The 23,519-nt window shown below is 68.0% G+C and carries 22 protein-coding genes; 17 read left to right on the forward strand and 5 right to left on the reverse strand.

What is annotated here, in order from left to right; genetic code table 11:
* Positions 1 to 46: 46 nt before the first annotated feature.
* The gene (locus AD72_RS12870; RefSeq protein ID WP_031466717.1) at positions 47 to 460 is read right to left on the reverse strand and encodes a PH domain-containing protein; all 414 of its coding nucleotides are present in this window, start codon (positions 458 to 460) and stop codon (positions 47 to 49) included.
* A 280-nt stretch (positions 461 to 740) separates the two neighbouring features.
* Here AD72_RS12870 and AD72_RS12875 point away from each other — a divergent pair, with 280 nt between their 5' ends.
* The 7 genes from AD72_RS12875 to AD72_RS12905 all read left to right on the forward strand — a co-directional run bounded on the left by AD72_RS12875 (position 741) and on the right by AD72_RS12905 (position 9,883).
* Positions 741 to 2,669, forward strand: a complete 1,929-nt coding sequence (locus AD72_RS12875) for an acetolactate synthase large subunit (protein ID WP_051898556.1) — start codon at positions 741 to 743, stop codon at positions 2,667 to 2,669.
* Positions 2,666 to 3,172, forward strand: a complete 507-nt coding sequence (gene ilvN, locus AD72_RS12880; RefSeq protein WP_031466719.1) for an acetolactate synthase small subunit — start codon at positions 2,666 to 2,668, stop codon at positions 3,170 to 3,172. The genes AD72_RS12875 and ilvN overlap by 4 nt, the downstream gene beginning before the upstream one ends.
* Positions 3,173 to 3,223: 51 nt before the next feature.
* Complete coding sequence (gene ilvC / locus AD72_RS12885) at positions 3,224 to 4,237, forward strand: ketol-acid reductoisomerase (RefSeq protein ID WP_031466720.1); 1,014 nt, start codon at positions 3,224 to 3,226, stop codon at positions 4,235 to 4,237.
* Between the two features lie 243 nt (positions 4,238 to 4,480).
* Positions 4,481 to 6,076 (forward strand): phosphoglycerate dehydrogenase, encoded by a 1,596-nt coding sequence (gene serA, locus AD72_RS12890; RefSeq protein WP_031466721.1) that lies wholly within the window; start codon positions 4,481 to 4,483, stop codon positions 6,074 to 6,076.
* 90 nt (positions 6,077 to 6,166) lie between these two features.
* A complete protein-coding gene (locus AD72_RS12895) occupies positions 6,167 to 7,210 on the forward strand; it encodes a 3-isopropylmalate dehydrogenase (protein WP_031466722.1) in 1,044 nt (347 codons plus the stop codon).
* 206 nt (positions 7,211 to 7,416) lie between these two features.
* On the forward strand, positions 7,417 to 9,042 hold the full coding sequence (gene cimA / locus AD72_RS12900) for a citramalate synthase (protein WP_031466723.1): 1,626 nt from the start codon (positions 7,417 to 7,419) through the stop codon (positions 9,040 to 9,042).
* 73 nt (positions 9,043 to 9,115) lie between these two features.
* Positions 9,116 to 9,883 carry a fumarylacetoacetate hydrolase family protein gene (locus AD72_RS12905; RefSeq protein ID WP_031466724.1) on the forward strand — a complete coding sequence of 256 codons (768 nt, stop codon included), beginning with the start codon at positions 9,116 to 9,118 and terminating at the stop codon, positions 9,881 to 9,883.
* 40 nt (positions 9,884 to 9,923) lie between these two features.
* Here AD72_RS12905 and AD72_RS12910 read toward each other — a convergent pair whose 3' ends face one another.
* On the reverse strand, positions 9,924 to 12,308 hold the full coding sequence (locus AD72_RS12910; RefSeq protein ID WP_031466725.1) for a Tex family protein: 2,385 nt from the start codon (positions 12,306 to 12,308) through the stop codon (positions 9,924 to 9,926).
* Between the two features lie 271 nt (positions 12,309 to 12,579).
* Here AD72_RS12910 and AD72_RS12915 point away from each other — a divergent pair, with 271 nt between their 5' ends.
* From AD72_RS12915 to AD72_RS37595, 3 genes are read left to right on the forward strand one after another with little or no spacing between them, the layout of a single operon-like run.
* Positions 12,580 to 13,203 carry a TetR/AcrR family transcriptional regulator gene (locus tag AD72_RS12915; protein ID WP_031466726.1) on the forward strand — a complete coding sequence of 208 codons (624 nt, stop codon included), beginning with the start codon at positions 12,580 to 12,582 and terminating at the stop codon, positions 13,201 to 13,203.
* Positions 13,204 to 13,222: 19 nt separating this feature from the next.
* The gene (locus AD72_RS12920) at positions 13,223 to 14,713 is read left to right on the forward strand and encodes a glycosyltransferase family 39 protein (protein ID WP_031466727.1); all 1,491 of its coding nucleotides are present in this window, start codon (positions 13,223 to 13,225) and stop codon (positions 14,711 to 14,713) included.
* Positions 14,714 to 14,721: 8 nt separating this feature from the next.
* Positions 14,722 to 15,444, forward strand: coding sequence for an ArnT family glycosyltransferase (locus AD72_RS37595; protein ID WP_231644818.1), 723 nt, complete (start codon positions 14,722 to 14,724; stop codon positions 15,442 to 15,444).
* A gap of 792 nt (positions 15,445 to 16,236) precedes the next feature.
* On the opposite strand, the gene AD72_RS12930 is transcribed toward AD72_RS37595, so the two are convergent.
* Positions 16,237 to 17,154 carry an SDR family NAD(P)-dependent oxidoreductase gene (locus AD72_RS12930; RefSeq protein ID WP_231644819.1) on the reverse strand — a complete coding sequence of 306 codons (918 nt, stop codon included), beginning with the start codon at positions 17,152 to 17,154 and terminating at the stop codon, positions 16,237 to 16,239.
* Between the two features lie 46 nt (positions 17,155 to 17,200).
* Here AD72_RS12930 and AD72_RS12935 point away from each other — a divergent pair, with 46 nt between their 5' ends.
* The 6 genes from AD72_RS12935 (at position 17,201) to AD72_RS12960 (ending at position 20,551) form a co-directional block, all read left to right on the forward strand.
* Positions 17,201 to 17,584, forward strand: coding sequence for an ankyrin repeat domain-containing protein (locus tag AD72_RS12935; RefSeq protein ID WP_031466729.1), 384 nt, complete (start codon positions 17,201 to 17,203; stop codon positions 17,582 to 17,584).
* Complete coding sequence (locus AD72_RS12940; protein WP_031466730.1) at positions 17,581 to 18,321, forward strand: MBL fold metallo-hydrolase; 741 nt, start codon at positions 17,581 to 17,583, stop codon at positions 18,319 to 18,321. The genes AD72_RS12935 and AD72_RS12940 overlap by 4 nt, the downstream gene beginning before the upstream one ends.
* A gap of 19 nt (positions 18,322 to 18,340) precedes the next feature.
* Complete coding sequence (locus AD72_RS12945) at positions 18,341 to 18,550, forward strand: type II toxin-antitoxin system HicB family antitoxin (RefSeq protein WP_031466731.1); 210 nt, start codon at positions 18,341 to 18,343, stop codon at positions 18,548 to 18,550.
* Positions 18,551 to 18,638: 88 nt separating this feature from the next.
* Positions 18,639 to 19,511 (forward strand): class I SAM-dependent methyltransferase, encoded by an 873-nt coding sequence (locus AD72_RS12950; RefSeq protein ID WP_197284958.1) that lies wholly within the window; start codon positions 18,639 to 18,641, stop codon positions 19,509 to 19,511.
* Between the two features lie 86 nt (positions 19,512 to 19,597).
* Positions 19,598 to 20,176 carry a hypothetical protein gene (locus AD72_RS12955; protein ID WP_156365169.1) on the forward strand — a complete coding sequence of 193 codons (579 nt, stop codon included), beginning with the start codon at positions 19,598 to 19,600 and terminating at the stop codon, positions 20,174 to 20,176.
* Between the two features lie 162 nt (positions 20,177 to 20,338).
* A complete protein-coding gene (locus AD72_RS12960) occupies positions 20,339 to 20,551 on the forward strand; it encodes a hypothetical protein (RefSeq protein WP_031466734.1) in 213 nt (70 codons plus the stop codon).
* 244 nt (positions 20,552 to 20,795) lie between these two features.
* Here the strand turns inward: AD72_RS12960 and AD72_RS12965 are convergent, their stop codons facing one another.
* On the reverse strand, positions 20,796 to 21,410 hold the full coding sequence (locus tag AD72_RS12965) for a (2Fe-2S)-binding protein (RefSeq protein WP_051898557.1): 615 nt from the start codon (positions 21,408 to 21,410) through the stop codon (positions 20,796 to 20,798).
* A complete protein-coding gene (locus AD72_RS36510) occupies positions 21,407 to 22,192 on the reverse strand; it encodes a phosphotransferase (RefSeq protein WP_051898558.1) in 786 nt (261 codons plus the stop codon). The genes AD72_RS12965 and AD72_RS36510 overlap by 4 nt, the downstream gene beginning before the upstream one ends.
* Before the next feature lie 128 nt (positions 22,193 to 22,320).
* Here AD72_RS36510 and AD72_RS12975 point away from each other — a divergent pair.
* Positions 22,321 to 23,519: cbb3-type cytochrome c oxidase subunit I (locus tag AD72_RS12975; RefSeq protein ID WP_031466737.1), on the forward strand; the 1,199-nt coding region annotated here is incomplete at its 3' end.

A 23,519-nucleotide genomic window follows, 5' to 3' on the forward strand; every position in this document is an offset into this window, starting at 1 on the left:
GGTGACCGGACACCCGGACCCGGTCAGGACGCCTCTCGGGCGATGCTCACTCGCGCGGTTTCTCGGTGGGATCGGCGATGAGACCACCGGACATCAGCGAGAGCGCGGGCACGTGGCGCAGCCGGACGGTCGGCAGGGTGAACTCGGTCTCGTCCGCGAGCACCGCGCGTACCCAGGAACGCTCACCGAGCCGCAGCGAGCGCAGCGCGGACCACGGAATGTGCTTGCTGCCCGCGAGACCGCGCACGTGCAGCCCCTCGGCGTCCACGATGGTGCGCAGCCGGATCACCGCGTATCCGGCGGCGAGCGGGAAGACGTAGATCAGCCACAGCGGCGGCCAGCCGGAGGCGAACGGAATCGCGAAGACCATGACGGCGAGCACGGCGAGCAGGCTCGTGCGCGGGAAGCGGAAGACGAGCCGCTTCGGCAGCGTGGGCTCGGCTTGTTCCTGGTCCGACATCTGTTCGTCCTTCGTCACCGGCACCCGTCAAGAGTGCCTTAGCACGATGGGGTGGTGCCACACACCCCCTGGTTTCATCATCCGGGACATGATTCCCGCCCTGTTGACGGATCGGACCGTCAACCGTTAACCTTCCGCCCATGATGTACACGAGCATTCTCGTACTTCCAGGGCGCGTCGACGCCTGAGAAGTAGCTCGTCGACGCGCACCCTCGAACGACCCAGGTCGTCGGGGGTTTTTTCGTGTCTGGACCCGAAAAAAAGGTAAGAAGGCAGGCAGATGACAAGCGCAACGCGTCGGGCACGCGGTGAGGATCCCGGTCAGTCCGGGGACAAATCCGCGAAACCCGGCCAGGGAAAGCAGGCAGCGCAGCGACCGGTCCCGGCTCCGCCGAGTGGCGCCCCAGTACGCGTCACCGGTGCGCAGTCCCTCGTCCGTTCGCTCGAGGAGGTCGGAGCGGAGGTGGTCTTCGGGATTCCCGGAGGCACGATTCTTCCCGCCTACGATCCGCTGCTTGACTCGACCCGGGTGCGCCACGTGCTCGTCCGCCACGAACAGGGCGCCGGGCATGCCGCGACCGGGTACGCGCAGGCCACGGGCAAGGTCGGGGTGTGCATGGCGACCTCGGGCCCGGGCGCGACGAACCTGGTCACCCCGCTCGCCGACGCGCACATGGACTCGGTCCCGGTCGTGGCGATCACCGGCCAGCAGAGCAGGGCGCTGATCGGCACCGATGCCTTCCAGGAAGCCGACATCTGCGGTATCACGATGCCGGTGACCAAACACAACTTCCTGGTCACCGAGGCGCGGGACATCCCGCGCGCGGTCGCGGAGGCCTTCCACATCGCCTCCACCGGGCGCCCCGGCCCGGTCGTGGTGGACATCCCGAAGGACGTCCTGCAGGAGGCGACCTCGTTCTCCTGGCCGCCGGAACTCGACCTGCCCGGTTACCGGCCGACCACCCGCCCGCACGGCAAGCAGGTGCGCGAGGCGGCGCGGTTGCTGGCCAAGTCCAGCAGGCCGGTGCTCTACGTCGGCGGCGGAGTGATCAAGTCCGGCGCGGACGCCGAGCTGCGTAACCTCGCCGAGCTCACCGGGGTCCCGGTGGTCACCACGCTGATGGCGCGCGGGGCCTTCCCGGACTCGCATCCCTCGCATCTGGGCATGCCCGGCATGCACGGCTCGGTGGCCGCGGTGGCCTCCATGCAGCGCGCGGACCTGATCATCGCGCTCGGCACCCGGTTCGACGACCGGGTCACCGGGCAGCTCGACTCCTTCGCGCCCTCGGCGACCGTGGTGCACGCGGACATCGACCCCGCGGAGATCTCCAAGAACCGGCACGCGGACGTGCCGATCGTGGGGGACGCCAAGGAGATCATCACCGAGCTCATCGATGCGGTGAAGGAGCAGCACACCCAGAAGGGCCCGGTCGGCGACTACACCGCGTGGTGGGAGTACCTGAACGACGCGCGGGGAACCTTCCCGCTCGGCTACGAATGGCCGAGCGACGGGACGCTGTCCCCGCAGTACGTCATCGAACGCATCGGCGCGCTGGTCGGGCCGGAGGCGGTGTACGCGGCCGGGGTCGGCCAGCACCAGATGTGGGCCGCCCAGTTCATCGGCTACGAGCGGCCGCGCAGCTGGATCAACTCCGGAGGCCTCGGCACCATGGGCTTCGCGGTGCCCGCCGCGATGGGGGCCAAGTTCGGGGTCCCGGACAAGCAGGTGTGGGCCATCGACGGGGACGGCTGTTTCCAGATGACCAACCAGGAGCTGGCCACCTGCGCGATCGAGGACGCCCCGATCAAGGTCGCCGTGATCAACAACGGCAATCTGGGAATGGTCCGCCAGTGGCAGCACCTGTTCTACGACGAGCGGTACTCGAACACCGATCTCGGCACCCAGAAACACAATATCCCGGATTTCCCGATGCTCGCCGAGGCGCTCGGCTGCGCGGGTCTTCGCGCGGAGAGCAAAGAACAGGTCGACGCGGTCATCAAGCAGGCGATGGAAATCAATGACCGCCCCGTGGTCATCGATTTCGTCGTCGGCAAGGATGCTCAGGTGTGGCCGATGGTCGCCGCCGGAACGGGAAACGACGAAATCATGGCGGCCCGCGATATACGCCCGCTTTTCGACAGCGATGATGTCGCACCGCCGGTCGAGGAATCGGAAATGATCGACGAAGCGAAGCGGGGGCGGCAATGAGTTCACACACACTTTCGGTTCTCGTCGAGAACAAACCGGGTGTTCTCGCGCGGGTTTCCGGTCTGTTCTCGCGGCGCGGATTCAATATCGAATCGCTCGCGGTCGGGCCGACCGAGAATCCGGATGTCTCCCGTATGACCATCGTGGTCTCGGTGGAGGAGTTCCCACTCGAACAGGTCACCAAGCAGCTCAACAAGCTGGTGAACGTGATCAAGATCGTCGAGCTCGAACCTGCCGTCTCCGTACAGCGGGAGTTGCTGTTGGTGAAGGTGCGCGCGGACGCGACCGTGCGCAGCCAGGTGCTGGAAACCGTACAGCTGTTCCGCGCTAAGGTAGTCGACGTCTCGCCAGAAGCGGTCACCGTCGAAGCCACGGGCAACACCGATAAACTGGCCGCGCTGTTGCGGATGCTCGAACCGTACGGGCTCCGGGAAATAGTGCAGTCCGGAATGGTGGCACTCGGCAGGGGAGCGCGGTCGATCACCGCTACCTCGGTGCGCTGAGTAGTTCGACAACCCGAGCAAGATCGAACGTTGGAAGGAAAGCAATAACACATGGCCGCGGAAATCTTCTACGACGATGACGCCGACCTCGGGCTCATTCAGGGCCGCAAGGTCGCGGTGATCGGCTACGGCAGCCAGGGGCACGCCCACGCACTGTCCCTGCGCGACTCCGGCGTCGACGTCCGCATCGGGCTCCCCGAAGGCTCCAAGTCCCGCGCCAAGGCCGAGGAACAGGGCCTGCGCGTGCTCACCCCGGCCGAGGCGACCAAGGAAGCCGACTTCGTCACCATCCAGGCGCCGGACACCGTGCAGCGCAAGGTCTACGCCGACGAGATCGCGCCGAACCTGAACTCCGGTGACGTGCTGTGCTTCTCGCACGGATTCAACGTCGTCTACGGCTACATCCAGGCGCCGGAGGGCGTGGACGTCATCCTGGTCGCGCCGAAGGGCCCCGGGCACCTCGTGCGCCGTCAGTTCGTCGACGGCAAGGGCGTTCCGGACCTGGTCGCGGTCGAGGTGGACGCCTCGGGCAACGGGCTCGCGCTCGGGCTCTCCTACGCCAAGGGCATCGGCGGCTCGCGCGCCGGGGTCATCAAGACCACCTTCAAGGAGGAGACCGAGACCGACCTGTTCGGTGAGCAGGCCGTGCTCTGCGGTGGGACCTCGCACCTGATCCAGTCGGGCTTCGAGACCCTGGTCGAGGCCGGGTACCAGCCGGAGATCGCCTACTTCGAGGTGCTGCACGAGCTCAAGCTCATCGTCGACCTCATCTACGAAGGCGGCATCGCCCGGCAGCGTTACTCCTGCTCGGACACCGCCGAGTACGGCGACCTCACCCGTGGTCCGCGCGTGGTCAACGACGCGACCAAGGCGGAGATGAAGAAGATCCTCGGCGAGATCCAGGACGGATCCTTCGCCAAGGAGTGGATCGCCGAGGACGACAACGGCCGCCCGAACTTCACCAAGCTGCGTGAGCAGGGCCAGCAGCACCAGATCGAGCAGGTTGGTGCGAAACTCCGCGGGCTCATGTCCTGGGTGGACAACCCCCTCAACGACACCGCGTAGGTGCGAGTTGCGGGGGTGGTGAGAGCGGCCTCGCCGCTCGAGAAGACCCGGATCGGGGCACTGTCCATTGCGGACGGTGCCCCGATTTTTGTGTACGGAGTGTGATTGGCCGGTATTCCATGTAGTTGTACGCCCTGGACGTCCCGAGTTCGAGCACTACACTGCTGGCTGAGGTGGGCACAGTGCGGTGTCCACTGGTTGTGTCCTATGTTTCGCGTACCACGCAGGAAATGAGCAGCTATCGTGACTAACGCAAGTCGTCCAGTCGTTCTGATCGCAGAGAAGCTCGCGCCCTCCGTGCTGGAAGTGCTCGGTGATGAACTCGAGATCCGCCACGTGGACGGGACCGACCGATCCGCGTTGCTCGCGGCGGTCCCCGAGGCGGATGCCTTGCTCGTGCGCTCGGCAACCAAGGTCGACGCCGAGGTGTACGCCGCGGGCAGCAAGCTCAAGGTCGTCGCCCGCGCCGGGGTGGGACTGGACAATGTCGAGGTCGAGGCGGCCACGGCCAAGGGCGTCATGGTGGTGAACGCGCCGACCTCGAACATCGTCTCCGCGGCCGAGCACGCGATCGCGCTGCTGCTCTCGGTGGCGCGCCGGGTCCCCGCGGCCTGTGCGAGCCTGCTCGGCGGGGAGTGGAAGCGCTCCTCCTACTCGGGTGTGGAGATCAACGGCAAGACGGTGGGCATCGTCGGGTTCGGCAAGATCGGTCAGCTGGTCGCGCAGCGGCTCGCCGCGTTCGGCGCGAACCTGATCGCCTACGACCCGTACGTCTCGGCCGCGCGGGCCGCACAGCTCGGTGTCGAGGTGGTGGAGCTGGACGAACTGCTCTCCCGCGCCGACGCGATCTCCGTGCACCTGCCCAAGACCCCGGAGACCAAGGGCCTGATCGACGCCGAGAAGCTGGCCAAGGTCAAGCCGGGCGTGATCATCGTGAACGCGGCACGCGGCGGGCTCGTGGACGAGCAGGCGCTGGCCGATGCGATCCGCGAGGGCCGGGTCGGCGGCGCGGGCATCGACGTGTTCAGCGCCGAACCGACCACCGAGAGCCCGCTGTTCGGCCTGGACAACGTGGTGGTGACCCCGCACCTCGGTGCCTCGACCGCGGAGGCGCAGGACCGCGCGGGCACCGATGTGGCGCGGTCGACCCTGCTGGCGCTGCGCGGCGAGTTCGTCCCGGACGCGGTGAACGTGGCCGGTGGACCGGTCGGCGAGGAGGTGCGCCCGTTCCTCCCGCTCACCCAGAAACTGGGCACCGTGGTCGCCGCGCTCTCGGCCAAGGCACCCACCTCGATCACCGTCGCGGTGCGCGGCGAGATCTCCGGCGAGGACGTGACGGTGCTCCCGCTGGCCGCGCTGCGCGGGGTGTTCGCCGATCTGGTCGATGAGCAGGTCACCTTCGTGAACGCGCCGAACCTCGCCGAGGAGCTCGGGGTGCGCGCCGATGTGCAGACCGAGTCGGAGAGCCCGAACCACCGCAGCCTGGTCACCGTGCGCGCGACCGGGTCCGACGGCTCCACGATCTCCGTCTCCGGCACCCTGACCGGGCTGGACGAGGTGGAGAAGCTGGTGGAGATCAACGGCAGGCACTTCGACCTGCGCGCCGAGGGCACCGTGCTGCTGCTCGAGTACGCCGACCGGCCGGGCGTGATGGGCACCGCGGGAACCCTGCTCGGTGAGGCCGGGGTGAACATCGAGGCGGCCCAGCTGTCCCAGACCACGAGCGGCTCCGAGGCGACCATGCTCATCCGGGTGGATCACGCGGTGGACGAGTCGGTGCTCGCCAAGATCGGCGCGGCGATCGGCGCACGCACCGCGCACTCGATCGATTTCCGCTGATCAGCTTCTCGCGATTTGGACACCGTCGCTCGTCCGGCGCCGGGTGTCGCCCGGTAGTGTGCTCGGTAAGCGATAACAGTGGAGGTTTAGATGCGGCTTGCCGTGCTCCCAGGTGATGGGATCGGTCCAGAGGTCATCGGCGAAGCGCTGAAGGTGCTCGACGAGGTCTCGCCGGGTGCCGAGGTCACGCGCTACGACCTCGGTGCGACCCGCTGGCACGCCACCGGGGAGCTGCTCCCCGAGTCGGTGCTTTCCGAGCTGCGGGACCAGGACGCGATCCTGCTCGGCGCGGTGGGGGACCCGACCGTGCCGAGCGGCATCCTGGAGCGCGGCCTGCTGCTGAACCTGCGTTTCGAGCTCGATCACGCGGTGAACCTGCGGCCCTCGAAGCTCTACCCGGGGGTGCGCAGCCCGCTCGCCGAGCCGCCGGAGATCGACCTGGTCGTCGTGCGCGAGGGCACCGAGGGGCTCTACGCGGGCAATGGCGGGATCCTGCGCAAGGACACCAAGCACGAGGTGGCCACCGAGGTCAGCGTGAACACCATGCACGGGGTGGACCGGGTGGTGCGGGACGCGTTCGCCCGTGCCTCGGCCCGCCCGCGCAAGCACCTGACCCTGGTGCACAAGACCAACGTGCTCGCCCACGCGGGCTCGCTGTGGTCCCGCGTGGTCGAGGAAGTCTCCTTCGAGCACCCCGAGGTGACCGTCTCCTACCAGCACGTCGACTCGGTGACCATCCACCTGGTCACCGATCCCGCACGGTACGACGTGATCGTCACCGACAACATGTTCGGCGACATCATCACCGACCTGGCTGCCGCGGTGACCGGTGGGATCGGGCTCGCGGCCTCCGGCAGCCTCGACGTGAGCGGCACCAACCCCGCGCTGTTCGAGCCGGTGCACGGGTCCGCCCCGGACATCGCCGGGCAGGGGATCGCCGATCCGACGGCCGCGGTGCTCTCGCTTTCGCTGCTGCTCGACCACATCGGTGAGCGCGAGGCGGCGCGGCGCATCGAGGCCTCGGTCGCGTTCGACCTCGCCACCCGGGACCACGCGAACCCGGGGACCACCTCGGCCATCGGCGACCGGCTCGCCGCACTCGTTTCCGCGCCACAGCACGGAACCGGCGCATGACCGGCGGTTGGACAACGTCGGCAGCGCATGCGATCATGCCGCACATGAAGCGTGTCACCAGCACCGCGACCGGCATTATCGCCAAGCGCATCGGGTAGCCGTTCACAAAACGCACCCGATGCGCCAACCTCCCGTATTCGTACGGGAGGTTCTTTTTTTGCTTCTGCCCGATCAGCACAGCGTCCCGCCACCACAGGAGAACCACCGTGACCCGCACCCGCCCGGAAGGCACCCCGCTCGGGGACGAATTCCACGTCTACGACACGACGTTGCGCGATGGCGCGCAGCGGGAGGGGATTTCCTACTCGGTCGCCGACAAGCTCGCCGTCGCCCGGCTGCTCGATTCCCTCGGGGTCGGGTTCATCGAGGGTGGCTGGCCCGGCGCGCTGCCCAAGGACACAGAGTTCTTCGCCCGTGCCGCTTCCGGGGAACTGGAACTGAAACACGCCGCGCTCGTCGCGTTCGGCGCCACCCGCAAGGCCGACACCCAGGCCGCGCAGGATCCACAGGTGCGCGCGCTGCTCGACTCCGCGGCCCCGGTGATCACCCTGGTCGCGAAATCCGATCGCAGGCACATCGAACGCGCCCTGCGCACCGATGTGCCGACCGCGGCCGCGATGGTCGCCGACACCGTGCGCTTCCTCGTCGGCGAGGGCCGCAGGGTGTTCCTCGACGCCGAGCACTTCTTCGACGGCTACGCCCACGATCCGGAGACCGCGCTGCGGGTGCTCGACGCGGGAGTCCAGGCGGGCGCGGATGTGGTGGTGCTCTGCGATACCAACGGCGGCCAGCTCCCGCTCGGGATCGCCGAGACGGTCGCCGAGGTAGGTGAAAAGACCGGCTTCCGGCTCGGGATCCATTGCCAGGACGACACATCCTGCGCGGTGGCCAATTCGATCGCCGCCGTGCAGGCCGGGGCCAGCCACGTGCAGTGCACCGCCAACGGTTACGGCGAACGCGCGGGCAACGCGGACCTGTTCGGAGTGCTCGGGAATCTGGTGGCGAAGCTGGACATGCCGGTGCTCCCGGAGGGCGCGATCGGGGAACTGTCCCGGGTTTCGCACGGCATCGCCGAACTCGCGAACATCGCCCCGGATCCGCATTCGGCCTATGTCGGTGCATCGGCCTTCGCGCACAAAGCGGGCCTGCACGCGAGCGCGATCAAGGTGGATCCCCTGCTGTACAACCACATCGATCCCGCATTGGTGGGCAACGACATGCGCGTACTGGTCACTGAGATGGCCGGAAGGGCGAGCCTGGAACTCAAGGGCCGTGAACTCGGCGTGGACCTGGCCGCCCGGCCGGAGGCACTGACCGCCTCGGTGGACGAGGTCAAGCGCAGGGAGGCGGCCGGGTGGTCCTACGAGGCCGCCGACGCCTCACTGGAACTGTTGCTGCGGCGCAACGCGGGGGAGGCGGATGCCGAATCCGCGGTGTTCTCCCTCGAGTCCTACCGGGTGATCATCGACCACGCCCCGGACGGCTCGGTGGTCTCCGAGGCCACGGTGAAACTGCACGTCGGCGGGCAGCGGGTGATCGCGACCGCCGAGGGGAACGGGCCGGTGCACGCCGTGGACGCCGCACTGCGCACCGCGCTGCGCCCGCACCTGAGCTGGATGGACGAGGTCGCGCTCGCCGACTACAAGGTGCGCATCCTCGCCGGGGCGCACGGCACCGACGCGGTAACCAGGGTGCTGCTCGACTCCGCGGACGGCGCGCGCGAGTGGACCACCGTCGGAGTGCACGAGAACATCGTCGAGGCGAGCTGGCTGGCGCTCACCGATGCGCTTGCGCACAAGGCGTACCGGGTGCGCACCGAGACCAAAGGCTGAGGGCACCTCGAGCGGCCCCATGTCCCGCTCGCGACGGACGAGGGCCGCACGAGGCACGCTGTACAGTGGCCCCGTGCGTATCGCGAGGATTGCTCATCAGGAAGGGGTCGCTTTCGCCGCCGTCGAGGGCGAAGGGGCCGATGCCGTGGTCGCGGAGATCGCCGAGCATCCGTTCGGGGTGGAGAAGAACTTCACCGGGCGGAAGTGGAAGCTCGCCGACACCAGGCTGCTCGCCCCGATCCTGCCGACGAAGATCATCTGTATCGGCAAGAACTACGCCGATCACGCCGCCGAGATGGGTGGCGAGGCCCCGGCCGATCCGGTGATCTTCATGAAGCCGAACACCTCGGTGATCGGCCCGAACCTGCCGATCAAGCTGCCCGCGAGCTCGAACGAGGTGCACTTCGAAGGGGAGCTCGCCGCGATCGTCGGCACCCCGTGCAAGAACGTCTCCGCGAGCAAGGCACGGGACGCCCTGCTCGGGTTCACCGTCGCCAACGACGTGACCGCGCGCGACCACCAGAAACACGATGGCCAGTGGACCCGCGCGAAAGGGCACGACACCTTCTGCCCGCTCGGCCCGTGGATCGACACCGCCGTGGACCCGGCCGATCTGCCCATCCACACCGAAGTGGACGGCGAGCGCAAACAGGACTCGCGCACCTCGCTGCTGATCCACGATGTCGGCAAGGTCGTGGAGTGGATCTCCACGGTCATGACGCTGCTGCCCGGGGACGTCATCCTGACCGGAACCCCGGCCGGGGTCGGCCCGATCACCTCGGGCCAGTCGGTCTCGGTGACCGTGGAGGGAATCGGCACGCTGACCAACCCGGTGCAGTGAGGAGGGTGTCCGGGGAGATCGCTCCCCGGACACCACCGAACTACTTGCCCGTCAGACCGGCCCGGCGCAGCGCATCCGCCATGGCACCGCCTTGGGGTGCCCGGTCCCGGGACGGCTTGCCGCCGCCCTGCTTCCCGCCTTTGCCTCCGCCGTTACCGCGGTTGCCGCCCTTGGCGCCACCGCCGCGCTGACCGCCTCCACCGCCGCGCTGGCCGCGATTCTCCTTGTCCTGCGCGGGTTTCGAGCCGTCGGTCGGGTCGTCGAGGCGCAGCGTGAGCCCGATGCGCTTGCGCTGGATGTCCACTTCCAGGACCTTGACCCGCACGATCTGCCCGGACTTCACGATCTCGCGGGGATCGGAGACGAACCGCTTCGCCATGGCGGAGACGTGCACGAGCCCGTCCTGGTGCACCCCCACGTCCACGAAGGCGCCGAAGGCGGCGACATTGGTGACCACGCCCTCGAGCACCATGCCCACCTTCAGATCGGCGAGGGTGTCCACGCCCTCGGCGAACTTGGCCGCGGCGAACTCCGGACGGGGATCGCGGCCGGGCTTCTCCAGTTCGGTGAGAATATCGCTCACCGTGGGCACACCGAAGGATTCGTCGGTGAACTCCTCGGGGCGCAGCCCCTGCAGCAGCTTGGTGTTCCCGATCAGCTCGCCGGTCTCGGCGCCGGTCTTGGACAGGATCCGCCGTACGACCGGGTAGGCCTCGGGGTGCACGCTGGAGAAGTCGAGCGGATCATCGCCGCCCTGGATGCGCAGGAAGCCGGCGCACTGTTCGAAGGCCTTCGGGCCGAGCCGGGCGACCTCCTTGAGCGCTACCCGGTTGCTGAAGGAACCGTTGGCGTCCCGGTGCGCGACGATGTTCTCCGCGAGTGTGGCGGTGATCCCGGAAACCCTGGTCAGCAGCGGAACCGAGGCGGTGTTCACGTCCACGCCGACGGCGTTCACACAGTCCTCGACGACGGCGTCCAGGCTGCGCGCCAGCTTGAGCTCGGACACGTCGTGCTGGTACTGGCCGACCCCGATCGATTTCGGTTCGATCTTGACCAGTTCGGCCAGCGGGTCCTGCAACCGCCGGGCGATGGAGACCGCGCCGCGCAGTGAGACGTCCAGCGTCGGCAGTTCGGTCGAGGCGTATTCGGAGGCGGAGTACACCGAGGCACCCGCCTCGGAGACCACGGCCTTGGTCAGTTTCGCGCTGGATTTCTTGATCAGCTCGGCGGCCAGCTGGTCGGTCTCCCGGGACGCGGTGCCGTTGCCGATCGCGATCAGTTCGACCTCGTGCTTGCGGACGAGGGCTTCGAGGGCGGCCAGCGATTCGTCCCAGCGCTTCGCCGGGGCGTGCGGGTAGATGGTGGCGGTGTCGGTGACCTTGCCGTTCGCGTCCACCACGGCTACCTTCACCCCGGTGCGCAGGCCCGGGTCGAGCCCGAGGGTCGGGCGGGTTCCCGCGGGCGCGGCGAGCAGCAGGTCCCGCAGGTTGGTGGCGAACACCCCGACCGCGTCGTCCTCGGCGGCGGCGCGCAACCGGGCCCGCAGGTCCACGTCGAGCCGGATCAGGATGCGGGTACGCCAGGCCCAGCGCACCACGCCGGTGAGCCAGGAGTCGGCGGCGCGGCCCTGGTCGCTGATGCCGAACTTGGCCGCGATCGCGCGCTCGTACTCGCTCGGCCCGGGGACCTCTTCGTCGGAGGGTTCGGGGGAGACGGTCAGATCGAGCACGCCTTCCTTCTCCCCGCGGAACACGGCGAGCACCCGGTGGCTCGGCAGCGAGGCGAGTTCCTCGGCGAAGTCGAAGTAGTCGGCGAACTTCGCGCCCTCGTTCTCCTTGCCCTCGCGGACCTTGGTGATCAGCCGTCCCCGGTTCCACATGGTCTCGCGCAGCTCACCGACCAGGTCGGCGTCCTCCCCGAAACGCTCCACGAGGATCGCGCGGGCCCCGTCCAGTGCGGCCTGGGCATCGGCGACCTCCTCGGTCACGTACTGCGCGGCGAGCGTGTTCGGATCGTTGGACGGGTCCTCGAACAGCGCGTCGGCGAGCGGTTCCAGGCCCTGTTCCCTGGCGATCTGCGCCTTGGTGCGCCGCTTGGGCTTGTACGGAAGGTAGATGTCCTCGAGGCGGGCCTTGGTCTCGGCCGCGTTGATGGACTGTTCCAGTTCCTCGGTGAGCTTGCCCTGCTCCCGGATCGAGTCGAGGATCGCGGTGCGCCGCTCGTCGAGTTCGCGCAGATAACCGAGCCGCTCGTGCAGCGTGCGCAGCTGCGCATCGTCGAGCCCTCCGGTCACCTCCTTGCGGTAGCGCGCGATGAACGGCACCGTCGCGCCGTCGTCGAGCATCGTGATCGTCGCGGTCACCTGGCGCTGCTCGATGCCGAGTTCCTCGGCGATCCGTTGTGGGATAGGCGTAGGGCTGCTCACGGGGCACCATTCTGCCGGTTCGCCGACAGCGGCCGGACACACCCTAGGGGTGCGCCTGGCGGATGCGCTTTCCTGCTGCGCGGGGCCAGCGCGGCGCCTTGCTGCGAAGGCGCGCAATCACCACAGCTCCGCTATGGCTCAATCCTCCGCCTTGCCGATCTCGGGCGCGGGTGTCCCGCAGGGGCGCCGCCACGCTGGCTCCCGCTCGCGACGGAAGGCATCCACCAGACACACCCTTGGCCTGACCCGCCTCCGATGCTAAAGTTTGGCCATGCGGTCAGAAAGTGAGTCGCCCGGTCAGAAAGGCCGGACGTTCATCGAGGAGGCGCGCCGCCGCCAGATCATCGAGGCCGCGGTCGAGGTGATCGCCGAGCAGGGCTACCTGAAAGCCTCGCTGGCCAAGATCGCCGAGCGTGCGGGCATCTCCAAAGGTGTCATCTCCTATCACTTCGACGGCAAGGACGATCTGCTGCACCAGCTCGTCATCCAGCTCTACATCGCGGGCGGCGAGTTCATGGCCCCGCGGATCGACGCGGCGGAGGGGGCCTGGCCGAAGCTGCGCGCCTATCTGGAGTCGAACTTCGAATTCATCGGGCAGCACCGCACCTATCTGCGGGTGTTCGTGGATGTGATCGGCAACCTCCGGGATCAGGACGGGATGCTGCACTTCCGCGATATGCAGGAGAACGCGGACGTTCTCGATCCGCTGGTCGAACTGCTCGAGGAAGGGCAGCAAACGGGGGAGTTCGCCGAGTTCGACGTCCGGATGACGGCCATGTTCATCCGGGACACCATCGACGGTCTCGCCGGCCGGGTCTCGCGCACGGAGGACTTCGACATGGAACGCTATTCGCGCGCCGCGGTCGAGGCGACCGCGAGGATGGTGTGCCGGTAGCGAAGAGGGGGATACGGCGATGGGTGAGGCGAGCGGGCGTGCGCCGGTGGCGAAGCTCGGCATCGGGCTGGTGGCACTGGCGACCGCGGGGCTGCTGCTCGCGGTGATCGAGCGGTACGGCTTCTTCGGGGACGAGCTGTACTTTCTCGCCGCGGGGCGCAGGCTCGACGTGAGCTACGCCGATCAGGGGCCGCTGGTGCCCGCGATCGCCAGGCTGATGGATCTGATCGCGCCCGGCTCGCTGTTCGCCGTGCGCCTTCCCTCGGTACTGGCCTCGGCGGGGATCGTGCTGCTCGCCGGGTTGCTCGCCAGGGAGTTCGGCGGAACACGCGGGGCGCAGACGCTCTCCGCGCTCGCCGCGGCCAGCTCGCTTTTCCTGCTGTCCCAAGGACATCTGCTGGCCACCGCCACGATCGACAGTGTGCTGTGGGTGCTGATCACCTGGCTGCTGGTGCGCTGGGTGCGCACCAGGGTCGATTGGCTGTTGTTCGCCGCCGGTTGTGTCACCGCGCTGGACATGCAGGTGAAGTGGCTGATTCCGGCCTTCTGGATCTGTGTCGCGCTTGCCGTGCTGGTCTGCGGGCCGCGCCGGATGCTGATCAACCCGATGCTGCTCACCGGGGCGTTCCTGGTCGGGGTCAGCATGGTGCCTAGCCTGGTCTGGCAGGCCGGGCACGGCTGGCCGCAGCTGGCGATGAGCGAGATCATCGGCGCGGACGAGGCCGCGGCCCGTGGTCCGTTGCTGTTCACCCCGGAGGCGCTCAAACTCGCCGGAGTGCTCGGTGTTCCGCTGCTGTGCTACGGGGTGTGGCGGCTGTTCCGCGCCGAACGGCTGCGCCCGTACCGGTTCCTCGCCCCGGCCGCGATCCTGTTGTTCGTCTTCTTCGTCATCGCGAGCGGGCGGCCCTATTACGTGGTCGGGATGTTCCCGGTGCTCGCCGCGGCCGGTTCGGCGGAACTGTTGCGGGACAAGGTTTATCCGCTCGGCCGCTGGGCGATCGGGGTGCTCGCGGTCGTCGCGGTCTGGTCCTCGGTCGTGCTGCTGCCGTGGCGCCCTGCCGCGGAGATCGAACCGGTGCACGGGCCCGAGGACGCCGCCGAGAAGCTGACCCTCAACGGTCAGTTCGGCTGGCAGGATCTGATGAACTCGACCGCGAACGCCTATCACCGGCTCACCCCGGAGGAGCGGAAATCCGCGGTGCTCGTCACCGATTCGTACACCAGGGCCGCCGCGTTCGACGAATTCGGCGCGCAGCACGGATTGCCCGCGGTGTACAGCCCCGGTCGTGGATTCGGTTATTTCGGCCCGCCACCGGACTCGGCGAAAACCGTGCTCTACATCGGCGGCACCGAGCCCGCGCTGCGTGCCGCGTGCAACCGGGTGGAGCCACTGGGGAAATCCGAATCACGGCTCGGCCTTCCCGGTGAGACAACGGATGTACCGATCTGGCGGTGCGCCGAACTGCGCGAACCGTGGTCGAAACTGTGGCCTGATCTGATGACCCTGTGAGGTGGGCGATGGCAACGTTGACCGCGGAGAATCGCGCGGGAACCGGATTGCCCGTACCGTTCGCGAAACTGGGGGTATCGCTGATCGCCCTTGCGAGTTTCGTGCTGCTGCTCGTTTTCGCGAGCCGGTACGGGTACTTCGGCGATGAACTGTATTTCCTCGCCGCGGGGCACCGCCTGGAATTCAGTTATGCCGACCAGGGGCCGGTTCTCCCGCTGCTCGCGTATCTCATGGATTCGATCGCGCCCGGCTCGGTGTTCGCCCTGCGTGTTCCCGCCGCGCTGATCACCGCGGGCGCCGTGTTCTTCGCCGGGCTGCTCGCCAGGGAGTTCGGCGGGGGAAAGGGCGCGCAGCTGCTGTCCGCTACCGCATACGCGAGCTCGTTCTTCCTTTTCCTGCAAGGGCACATGCTGGCGACGAACACCGTGGACACCGCGCTGTGGGTGCTGATCACCTGGTTCCTGGTGCGCCTGGGTACGTACCGGGAACGACCTGCTGCTGCTCGGCGCGGGCATCGCGACCGCGGTCGACATGCAGGTGAAATGGCTGATCCCGTTCTTCTGGCTGAGCGCGGGGGTTGCGGTGCTGCTGCTCGGGCCGCGGCGGATGCTCACCCGGCCGATGCTCTGGACCGGCGCGGCCATCGTGGTGCTGAGCATGCTGCCTTCCCTTGTGTGGCAAGCGAACCACGGCTGGCCGCAACTGGGCATGGGTTCGATCGTTGCCGGTGAGCAGGCCTTCGCCGCCGGGCGGGTGCTCTTCGTCCCGCTCGCCATCGCACTCGCCGGGGTGCTCGGTGTTCCGCTGCTCTGCTATGGACTGTGGCGCCTGATGCGTGCGGAACACCTGCGCGACTACCGGTTCCTGGCGCTGACGACGGTGCTGTTGTTCGCGGTGTTCCTGGTGCTGAACGGGCGCGAGTACTACGTGGCCGGGATCTTCGCCGGCGTCATGGCCGTCGGTGCCGTCGAACTGACCAGACGCGGGCTCCGGGTGCCAGGTAAGACGGTGCTCGCGGTGCTGACCGCGGTCTCGATCGGTTCGGCGCTGTATGTGCTTCCGTGGCAGCCCGCCGATTCCGTGGAACCGGTGCGCGACCGGGCGGAGCTGGCGACGAAGCTGAGCGTCAACGGTCAGTTCGGCTGGCGGGAACTCGCCGCGAGCACCGCGCGCGCCTACCGCGGGCTGGCTCCCCGCGACCGGGAAAACGCGGTGCTGCTGGCCGAATCCTATTGGCAGGCAAGCGCTTTGGACCGGTACGGAACCCGCTTCGGGCTACCCCCGGTGTACAGCCCATCCCGCGGATTCGGCTACTTCGGCGCGCCACCGGCGGCGGCACGCCCCGTGCTCGCGGTCGGGGACCGGGTGGTGTTCGAGCCGATCTGCGCGAACCTGGAACCGGCGGGGAAAGCCGATGCGCGGCTCGGTCTGCCCGGCGCCACCAAGGATGTGCCCATCTGGCGTTGCACCGGTCTGCGTGCGCCGTGGTCGGTGCTGTGGCCGAAGCTGCGGCACCTGTGAAGCTAGGACACCCGTGACTGCGGCGGTTCCTGCTCGCGCACCGCGGCGATCGAAGCCTCGCTGTCCGAGCCGAAGCGGTACAGCGCGGCGCTGAGCAGTTCCACCGGGGTGCGCAGGGTGTAGAGGCCGATCGCGATCGGCGCCATGAACGGCGGTTCGATCTTGAGTTTGCGGGTGACGATCGCGTCCGCGAGTATTCCCGCGGCCTCCTGCGGGCTCAGGCCGGGAACACTGCGCAGGGCCGCGGTCGGCGCGCTCATCCTGGTGTGCACCAGCCCCATGTAGACACTCGTGGTGGTGATGCCCGCGGAGCGGACCTCCTTGCCGAAGGTGCGGAACCAGGTGTCGAAGGCGGCCTTGGAGGCCGAATACGCCGCCCAGCGCGCCCCGGGGGACATCCGCATGCCCCAGGTGGACACGTTCACCACATGACCGGCGCCCCTGGCGCGCATCGAGGGCAGCAGGGCGAGGGTGAGCTTGACCGGGCCGAGGTAGTTGATGTCGATGGTCCGCTGGAAATCGCTGAACCGGTTCTCGGAGAGCTCGATCGACCGCCGGATCGACTTGCCCGCGTTGTTCACCAGCACATCGACCTGGCCGTGCGCCTCGAGAATCCGGTCGACCAGCCCGTCCACCGAATCGGTATCGGTCAGATCGGCCGGATAGGCGTGCGCGTCCCCGCCGTCCGCGCGGATCGCGGCCGTGACCTCGTCGAGTCGTTTCGCGGACCGGGCGATCAGCAGCACGGTCGCCCCCGCGCCGGCGAGCAGCCGGGCGGTCGCCTCACCGATCCCGTACGAGGCGCCGGTGATGAGCACCGTCTTGCCGGACACCGCCTTGCGCAGCTGGTGTTCGTTCGTGCCTGGCTTGCCGTTGAGCGCGTGGGCGCAGGTACGCCACAGCAGTCGAGCCGGTCGCATCCGGTCAGCATATGGCCGTGACCCGGAAACATGCCAGAATCCGGATATGGGCGATGACCAAGATCTCGTTGAGCTCGCGACCCGGTTGTTCGGGATGGCGCGCACCGGAAACACGGCCGAGCTGGACGCCTATGTCGAGGCCGGGGTTCCGGTGAACCTCGCCAACGAATCCGGGGACACGCTGCTCATGCTCGCCGCCTACCACGGGCACGCGGAAACCGTGCGTGCGCTGCTCGACCGGGGCGCGGATCCGGACAAGCTCAACGACCGCGGCCAGTCCCCGCTCGCCGGTGCCGTGTTCAAAGGAGAGAACGAGGTGGTACGGGTACTCGCCGAGGGCGGCGCCGATCCGGACGCCGGGGCGCCGACCGCGCGCCAGTCCGCCGAGATGTTCGGCAAGCAGGAACTGCTCGCCCTCTTCGACCGATGAAGCTCACCGTGCTCGGCGGGGCGGGGGCCTGGCCGAGCGCCGCACAGCCGTGCAGTGGTTACCTGCTCGAGTACCAGGGGCACACCCTGCTGCTCGATCCCGGCTACGGCAGTTTCGCCGCACTGCAGCGGTACCTCGCCGCGGGTGAACTCGGCGCCGTCGCCGTCACCCACGGGCACCCCGACCACTGCGCCGATCTGAATCCGCTGCTGCGGGCCCGTGCGCTCGAAGGCGAGCCGCCGTTGCCGGTGTACGCCCCGCGGGGAGCGCTCGACCGGGTGCTCGCGCTCGACCAGGTCGCCGCGGTGCGCTCCGCCGGTCTGGTGCACGAACTGCGGGCGCGCGAACCGGTGCGTATCGGGACGTTCGAAGTGCTGCCGGTACCCCTGCCGCACCACGTGGTGAACCTCGGGTTGCGCGTGACGGGCGGGGATCGGCTGGCCTATACCGGGGACACCGGGCCGAGCGCCGCGGTCACCGAGCTCGCCGCGGACGCCGATGTGCTGCTCGCCGAGGCCACCTATCCCGAAACCGTGCCCGAAGAGGACGCCGCCTTCCTGTCCAGCGCCCGCCAGGCGGGCGAGTACGCCCGGGACGCCCGGGTCGGCGAGCTGCTGCTGACCCATCTGTGGCCGGGCACCGATCCGGCGCGGGCGATCGCGGCCGCGCGCCCGGCGTTCCCCGGTCCCATCCGGGTGGCCGAACCGGGGCTCGAATGGCCGTCGCGACCACGGTGATCTGGGCTAAAGTGTGCACATGGCGAAGACATTGACGGCCGCGGTGCACCAGGAAGAGGACTGGTACGTCGCGCGGTGCCTGGAGGTCGAGGTCGCCTCGCAAGGTCAGACGATCGATGAAGCGAAGGCGAACCTCATCGAAGCGGTCCAGCTGTACCTCGAAGAAGCCGGTGAGGATGCTGTGGAGGAGAGCCCCTTTATCAGCGCTTTCCAAATCGGGGCCGCGTGAGCCCTGCGCTCGCCGATCTGCCGTTCGCGAAAGTGGTGCAGCGCTCGAGCCTTTTGGGTTCGAATTTCGGTATCCGAATGGTCGAGTGGTGATTGCTCGGCAAACGCTGAACAAATCGGTGGCCGCCCGTGGCGCGGCCTGGCAGGGTTCGCGCATGGATGCCTCGATACTGCGCCACTACGCCGAGATCAGTGAGGTAGGCAGGCTGGACAGCCCGCACGGACAGGTGGAGTTCCTGCGCACCAAGGACATTCTGGCGCGGCAGCTGCCCGCGAGCCCGGCGCGGATCCTCGATCTCGGCGGCGGCCCCGGCCGGTACGCGCACTGGCTCACCGAGCTCGGTCATCGGGTGACCCTCGTGGACGCGGCCGAGAAGCACGTGACGCAGGCGCGCGAGGCCGGGCTGGACGCCGAACTCGGGGACGCGCGGGAACTGCGGTTCGCCGAGGGGAGCTTCGACGCGGTGCTGATGCTCGGCCCGCTCTACCACCTGCCCGAACGCGCGGAGCGGATCACGGCCTGGCATGAAGCGGCCCGGGTGAGCCGTGGCTGCGTCGCCGTCGCCGGGATCAGCCGGTTCGCCTCGCTGCACGACGGTATGCGCCTCGGGCTCGACGCGGATCCGGCTTTTCGCTCGCTCATCGACGGTGACCTCGAAGGCACCGGGCACCGCCCGCCCGAGGACGCTCCGCAGGACTGGTTCACCACCGCCTACTTCCACCACCCGGAAGAGCTCGCCGCCGAGGCACGCGAGGCCGGACTCACCGATCCGGTCACCTATGCCGTGGAAGGCGCGAGCTGGCTGTTCGGGGACGAAGTGCTCGCCGAACGCCTCGCCGATCCCGGATCCGCCCGGCGGCTGCTCGAGAGCCTGCGGCGAGTGGAGACCGAACCGGCCCTGCTCGGCGCGAGCGCGCACCTGCTGACGGTGGCCTATCCGAGCGGGCAGTCGCCGCAGTAGCCGCCGACCGGTGTCACATTGCCAATGCGACATCCGTCAATATCTGGTTATCTAGACATTGACGGAGATGCTGGGGGTGTGATGGATTGTGCGTTGCTTATCTTGATGAGAGCGAACCGTCACTTATTGGTCCCGTCTATGTCGTCGCTGCGGCCGTTCTTGATGAGGACGATCGAGAATCGGTCAGCGCGAGCTTGCGGAACCTGAGTCGCCCCGGGCGCAGCAAGCTTCACTGGTACGAGGAGCGGTACGTTCGGGAGCGGCAGCGGATTGTCGAGGCGATTGCGCGATATCCGGTGCGCTATCACGCGGTGGTGCGCACCTGTGCCGAAACCGAAACCGCAGAGCGGCGCCGCAGGAAGTCTCTGATGGCCTTACTGGCCGATCTCGATGAACTCGACGTGCGGCATGTCGTACTCGAGGCTCGGGAATCAAAGCAGAACAAGCGCGAGCGGATGTGGCTCAACAGCTTGCGCTCGCAAGGTGTGGGTGGTTCCGCTGCTTGGTTCGATCATGTAGCTGGAGCGAAAGAGCCGCTTCTGTGGTTGCCGGATGTGATTGCGGGCGTCGTCGGCGCGGGGCTGCGTGGTGAGACCAGGTATGGCGAACGACTCCGTGACGTGCTGACCGTGCGATCGGTTGCGGCAGGGTGTACCGATCGGTAGTCTAGATACGTAGCCGCCATCCTGCGGGATGGAGTGGAAGTGAGGCCGGGAAGTTCCTGCGTGTTCGTGGGGTCCCGGCTTCGCGCGTTTCTGGCCAACGTTGTTGCCTGTTGAGTTCGCGTTGTTACCAGCGATGGGCTGGTCAGTGCCGTAGGTGGGGGTATGAGCAGCGCCCGCGAGGAACTGGAGCGCTTGGTCAACGAGATTCCGGACGACCAGGTGCCAGTTGTGCTTGCCGATGTTCGTCGGCACCTTCGGTCGGTGCACGACAGGCCGTGGCCGCCGAAATTTTTCGGCATCGCGTCCGGTGATGGCACTGCGGTGGGCGCCCGTGCCGATGGACTGCTTGCCGAGGGCTTCGGCCAGTACAAGTGATCGTCATTGATACCGGCCCGCGGGCCGCAGCGGCATTCCATCGGGAACCTGACTATCGACGGTGCGCAGACCTCTTCACCGGCCTGCATCTGGCCAATCGGGAGATGGTCGTGCCCGCTTGCGGTCACTCGCTGACGGAACTTTTCAAGTCGCGGACCTGTCCTTCGCTGATTACGAGCGAACGGCGGAACTGGTCGAGCAGTATGGAGACCTGCCGCTTGGCACCACTGCTTCCGTAAGTGGCCTATCCGAGCGGGCAGTCGCCGCAGTAGCCGCCGCCCGGTACCCGATAGAACAGGCAGCAGGAACGGCGCCGGAACCCCAGTCGCTCGTCGAGTTCCCCGGCACCGAGCCCGTCGAGCAGTTCCCGCACGAGCGGCCAGGGGGCCTCGGCTCCGAGTACCCGCGCGGCACCGACCAGGGACGAGGCGAGGTTGCCCCACAGGATCGGCTCGGCGAGTTTGACCGCGGACCGCACGCTGTGCAGCAGCGGCACCAAATGGGTGTCGAGCACGGTGCGCATGCCATCCGCGGAAGCGGGCAGCCAGGCAGGCTGGAACGTGGACAGTCGCACGGGCTCAGCGGTGTTCCACCAGGTGTGTTCGGGGTCGAACAGCGGGAGCTCGCCGTGTGCGCAGCCGCCGAGGGGCGGGGACACGAGGTAGGCGCAGCAGGCGAGGTGCCAGGTGCCGGCGGCGACCCGGTCGGGGACACCCCCCAGGGCCGCGCCGGTCTGCTCGATGTTCGCGCGCACGAGCTCGGGACAGCGGTAGAGCTCGGCCAGCCGCGGCCCGGAACCCGTACCGATTCGCACGGTGAAGTAGGGGCCGTAGCCCGTGAGGTCGGCGAGCTCGGTCATGCCAGCAGCCTCGCCTTCGCCCGCGCGGCGGTCTCGGTGCCCGGCCGCAGTACCTGTTGCCACATCGCACCGTGCAAGGCACGCAGTTCCGCACAGTGCTCGACAGGGGCGCCACGCTGGAGTGGAGCAACAGGCACCGCACCGAGCGCGGCCACCGCGTGATCCCATTCGATCGGTCCGTGCCAGGTGTCCTCGAAATCCGTCCACACCAGCCCCTGCACGGTGACCAGGGCGTTTCCCGAATGAGCGTCTCCGTGCAACGGCTGGGCGGGCAGTTCGGCGAGCAATCCCGCGAACCTCTCGATCTTCGTGTCGATGATCACGCGCTCCGGATCGCTCCAGTCCAGGCGTTCGAGGCCGAGTCGCAGGTCAGCGAGCGGGCCGAGTCCTGTGAGGTCGCCCTCGTAGCCGGAAAGCGCCGCGTGCATGGCCGCGAGACCGGTTCGTATCTCCCCCGGATCGGGGGTGCCGTCAACCACCCGGTGGAAAGTCCAGAAGGTGCAGCTTCGTCCCCCGATACGGTGCGGCCCCGGCGGCAGCTCGGCGCTCGGTGCGACGACCGGAATACCCCGTTCGTGCAGGAATCCGGCCAGCTCCAGATCGATGCTCAGATGGCGCTCGGTGTCCCGGCGCAGGGCGCGGACCAGGCCGGGCAGGCGTGCGACGACCGGGGCGGGCGGCAGGTGCACGAGCAGGTTGGCCCGGTCGCGGAGTACCCGCGGCTCGGTGCAGCGCACTCCGTACCCCTCGGCGAACTCGACGAGGGCGGCCAGCTCGGTCATGCGAGGATCATCCCAGCAAGATCACTTGGGTTGCCGTTTCCGTCGGATACGCAGGGGGATACCATCGCCTGTGTGCCGGTCAACCCTGTGTGCCGGTACGGGAACCACGCAGTGTGCAGGAGGCAGTTGTGACGGCGGTAGCTCCGAAGCCGATCGCTACCCGCGCGTATCACGCGCATACCCCGGCGAAGGGCTCGTATCTGCTTTCGATGCTCCGCACGACGGACCCCAAGCAGCTCGGCGTCATGTACATGGTGACCGCGTTCGGGTTCTTCCTCGTCGGCGGCATCATGGCGCTTCTCATGCGCACCGAGCTGGCCCGGCCGGGCCTGCAGTTCCTGTCCCAGGAGCAGTACAACCAGCTGTTCACCATGCACGGCACGATCATGCTGCTGCTGTACGCGACTCCGATCGTGTTCGGCTTCGCGAACTTCGTGCTCCCGCTGCAGATCGGTGCGCCCGATGTGGCGTTCCCCCGGCTGAACGCCTTCTCCTACTGGCTGTTCCTGTTCGGTGGGCTGATCGTGCTCTCCGGCTTCCTCACCCCGGGCGGCGCCGCCGACTTCGGCTGGTTCGCCTACACCCCGCTCTCCGACGCGATCCACTCGCCGGGGCTGGGCGGAAACCTCTGGGTGGCCGGTCTGGTCGTCTCGGGTCTGGGCACCATCCTCGGCGCGGTGAACATGACCACCACGGTCATCACGCTGCGCGCGCCGGGTATGACGATGTTCCGGATGCCGATCTTCACCTGGAACATCCTGGTGACCTCGATCCTGATCCTGCTCGCCTTCCCGATCCTGACCGCGGCGCTGATGGGCCTGATGGCCGACAGGGTGCTCGGGGCGCACGCCTTCGATCCGGCCAACGGCGGGGTCATCCTCTGGCAGCACCTGTTCTGGTTCTTCGGGCACCCCGAGGTGTACATCGTCGCGCTGCCGTTCTTCGGGATCGTCTCCGAGATCTTCCCGGTGTTCTCCCGAAAACCGCTGTACGGATACCGCGGCCTCGTATACGCCACGCTCGGTATCGCCGCGCTTTCGGTGAGTGTCTGGGCGCACCACATGTACGCGACCGGTGCGGTGCTGCTGCCGTTCTTCTCGTTCATGACCTTCCTGATCGCGGTGCCCACCGGGGTGAAGTTCTTCAACTGGATCGGCACCATCTGGAAGGGGCAGCTGACCTTCGAGACACCGATGTTGTTCTCGATGGGCTTCCTCGTCACCTTCCTGTTCGGTGGTCTGACCGGCATCCTGCTGGCCGCGCCCGCGATCGACTTCCATGTCTCGGACACGTACTTCGTGGTCGCCCACTTCCACTACGTGCTGTT

The organism is Sciscionella sediminilitoris (genome assembly GCF_000737195.2).
Taxonomy (GTDB): Bacteria; Actinomycetota; Actinomycetes; order Mycobacteriales; family Pseudonocardiaceae; genus Sciscionella; species Sciscionella sediminilitoris.